At 45.4% G+C, this 3,168-nt stretch carries 2 protein-coding genes and 1 pseudogene; all 3 read right to left on the bottom strand.

What is annotated here, in order from left to right:
• Positions 1 to 255 precede the first annotated feature (255 nt).
• The gene (locus QUB10_RS33940) at positions 256 to 1,713 is read right to left on the bottom strand and encodes an NB-ARC domain-containing protein (protein ID WP_333207507.1); all 1,458 of its coding nucleotides are present in this window, start codon (positions 1,711 to 1,713) and stop codon (positions 256 to 258) included.
• Between the two features lie 39 nt (positions 1,714 to 1,752).
• Positions 1,753 to 2,463 carry a DUF928 domain-containing protein gene (locus tag QUB10_RS33935; protein ID WP_333207506.1) on the bottom strand — a complete coding sequence of 237 codons (711 nt, stop codon included), beginning with the start codon at positions 2,461 to 2,463 and terminating at the stop codon, positions 1,753 to 1,755.
• Positions 2,464 to 2,590: 127 nt separating this feature from the next.
• Positions 2,591 to 3,085: pseudogene (locus QUB10_RS33930) on the bottom strand (DUF5996 family protein); the annotation flags it as partial.
• Positions 3,086 to 3,168 lie beyond the last annotated feature (83 nt).

Genomic DNA, 3,168 nt, shown 5'->3' with positions numbered 1-3,168 from the left:
TCTCTTGTTTCATCTGTAGAAAAAATTCTTAAAGAATTTGGAGATAATTATGTAATTAATTTTGCTTAACTACTTACTTTTGGAACAGGTGGCAACTAATTTACTCACGATTCGACCTGAGCGTTCTGAACCTAGAGTTTTGAAACGCAGGCCGAAACCATATCCTCGAATGCAGGAACCTCGTTCTGTCTTGAAAGCTAAACGGAGGGTGTGATTAAGCCTTTTTCAGTGCCATTGATCTTAGGAGCGCGCTCTTCAAGGAGCGACAAGCGCTCCCTGAACGCATCTGTACGTCTGGCACATAGTCTGCGTCTGCGCTTTTAGCAAGGCATGGCTTCCAAGGCAATCAATCTGTGCTTGCTCTACTTCGTGAGTTATTTGTTCGATCGATCGTTCTATGACATACTCCATGACCGCAGGCTGTTGAGTATAGCTGACGCCATCTAACGAAGTTAGCTCTGTCGGCTTAGTTGAGGTTGGCTTGATTTTTTCAATTAGAGATCGCCGATCGAGCGATATCAATGTATCCCGCAACTTTGTCAGAGACACTAAAGATAGATCTGCTTGTAGCTGTTCTGCGGTAACGGCTTCCCGAGCGATGGCTAACCAATACATCACTTGCTCCTCTGACCAACTGAGGCGCTCGAACTGCTGCGCTAGTAAGTCGCGAATGTCTTTAAATAACAAAGTTTCTTGAGCTAAAAAAGTGGCAATATTGCTGTCGAATAAATCTTTGAGCAATTCTGCTACCATCTTTAACGCCAGTGGATTGCCTTGATATAACTCAATTAATTCCCTTACTTGCGGTTGTTTGGCTTGTATCTTTAGTTCCTTGGCGGTTAAAATTGTTTCTCCTTCCTCGCTCGACACTGGTTCCAGCCTGAGCAATCGGATTGATGCGGTGGGGCTTTCGCTAACAGCAACCTCTGTGGGAATTTCGCGACTCGTTAGTAAGATGGTACTCTGATGTTGTCCTTCTCCCAACTGCTGAAATAACAATCCGTAGTTTTCGTAGCCACTGCGATAAGTACCCACTAAATTTTTACTGGAAAAAACCGTTTCCACGTTATCTAGAACGAGCAGACAGCCGCGAGAGCGCAACTGAATAAGCAAATGACGCATTATGGCATCAAGTGACTGCGGCAGCGATCGATCCGGATCGATCGCACAGATCAATTCAGTGAGAAAATCGACGAAGGGCGGAGCTTGTCGCAGCGATCGCCACACCACAACTTCAAACGGCTCAGTATCAGCAAGTTGCTGTGCCAATTGAGTTACTAACATTGTTTTACCGATGCCACCTATGCCCGCAATCGCAATTAATCGGCAACAATCTTGCATCACCCATTGCTCTAGCATTGCTAATTGTGCTTGTCGTCCGAAAAACTGGGAAACATCAACTGCTTCTCCCCAATCGACACGATTGCGTGGCAAAGATGCAGACCGATCGCACGTTCGTTTTTGCAGTGCATACTGCCTTAGGACATCCTGCAAATTCAGTTTTGTTACCCCGATTTCTAACTCCTGGGTTAGCATTTGCCACAATTGTGCGCCCACATCTTTTATGTAACTGTACTCGTGATTGAGTTCGAGGGAAATCTGATGATAAGACTGCTTGTTCCAGGCTCCTCGAAGAACATTGATTTGCAGTTCGCTTAGAGATTGAGGAGCTATAGTTGCCGTAACGAGTGCGATCGCTTCTTCATAGGTCATAACTAAAATGTTGCTAAAAAGTAGAGGCTATCAAGTATGTCAGCGTGCGCTATCTGCAATCTGCTTCAAGGTTTCAATTTGTTTTGCGCGAGCGTCCCGTTCTTTTGGCGACAATTGTGAAGTAGTTTTTGGTGCTTCCGACACAGCCAAATCTTTTAACAAAGTTGAACACATTTCTCCCAGTTTCGACGCTTGGGCTAGTTTGAGCACTTCATCTAGCGCGTTGTACCATAAACCTGCCTCAGCATAGATATTAGCTTTCTCAACGCTATTTACTGCTTTCTTGAGTTTACTTTGCACGGCCGCAGGCATTGCTAAAACCTCAATATTTGCCTCGCTTACTAGATCGCCTGATGGGTTATCTGGGTCGCAATTGATAACAACTTGCCAAAGATATTGTTTCTCCTGTTGCAGTCCTTGTTCGCTATTCGAGAACGGGGATAATTTCATAATTCCCGGTGAACTCTGCAAGGACATCTGGCGAGCTTGTTTGGGTTTAGCACCGGGAACCCACTCGTAAATCGTGAATTTTATTGGCTTGGAGGCAGAATCATTAGGCACAAACCAAGCGAACGTAGGATGTCGAGAAATCGTTCGTCCGACGTAGTTCACAGAGGCGAGAACGGTTAGTGGCATATCTCCTCCAGAACACCCTCTAGTCGTTCCTCCACCCGATCTTCTTTCTGGAGGGACAGGCTTTTGATCGCCCGGTGCATAACCCGCCAGAACTGCCGGATTTACAATCAGCATTAAACTCAAGGCACAACTGGTGAGTATTTTGATAAGGTTTAAGCGTCCAATAAACCCGTCTGCGAAATTGTCCTACATTTCACCACTTAAGATCTGCCAGTTAAACGCCAATTTAGGAATGCAGTTGCTACTTAAACGTCAACTGCTGAAGTTCCTTTTGATTCCAGTTGCCTAACCTGGCTGCAGCTTCGTAGGTGCTTTGCAAGAACTCTAACAACATCTGATCCGGTGATTCTGCCTCACGGACAGCATCATAGGGCAAAATAAATTCACCCAACTCTTTACTGTAAAATGCAGCATCAGGACGAACCTCAGCTTGCTTAAACCCATCGGGTTCTGGGTACGCATAGGAATAAAACGCTGGGTATGATAATCCGGCTCCGGGCCAAAATCCGGCACTACTGACTTCCTGGGAATAGGCTTCCTGCGCCACTGCATCCGGTAGATTTGGCACCCCTCCCGGATGCTCAGGAGCCGATCGCCCCGAAAAGCGAGTCACTGCTAAATCAAAACTCCCCCAGAAAAAATGAACCGGACTAACCTTGCCGGAAAAATGGGAGCGAAATTCTCGAAAGACGCGATCGGACTGTAGCAGCACTCGCCAGCATCGATTGGCATAATCCGCATCATAAGTAGTTAAACAAAATTAATTACATAAATGACTAATATGATATAATAAGAATATTAAGTATATTTAAAGAGGTT

Source organism: Microcoleus sp. B5-D4 (assembly GCF_036705145.1).
Taxonomy (GTDB): Bacteria; Cyanobacteriota; Cyanobacteriia; order Cyanobacteriales; family Microcoleaceae; genus Microcoleus.
The sequence above is the reverse complement of the archived record's forward strand: the minus strand, read 5'-3'. Positions and strand labels throughout refer to the sequence as shown.

What these genes read in the sequence shown, in the direction of transcription:
- QUB10_RS33940 (WP_333207507.1), bottom strand. Translation starts at nt 1,713, where the DNA reads ATGACCTATGAAGAAGCGATCGCACTCGTTACGGCAACTATAGCTCCT.
- QUB10_RS33935 (WP_333207506.1), bottom strand. Translation starts at nt 2,463, where the DNA reads ATGCTGATTGTAAATCCGGCAGTTCTGGCGGGTTATGCACCGGGCGAT.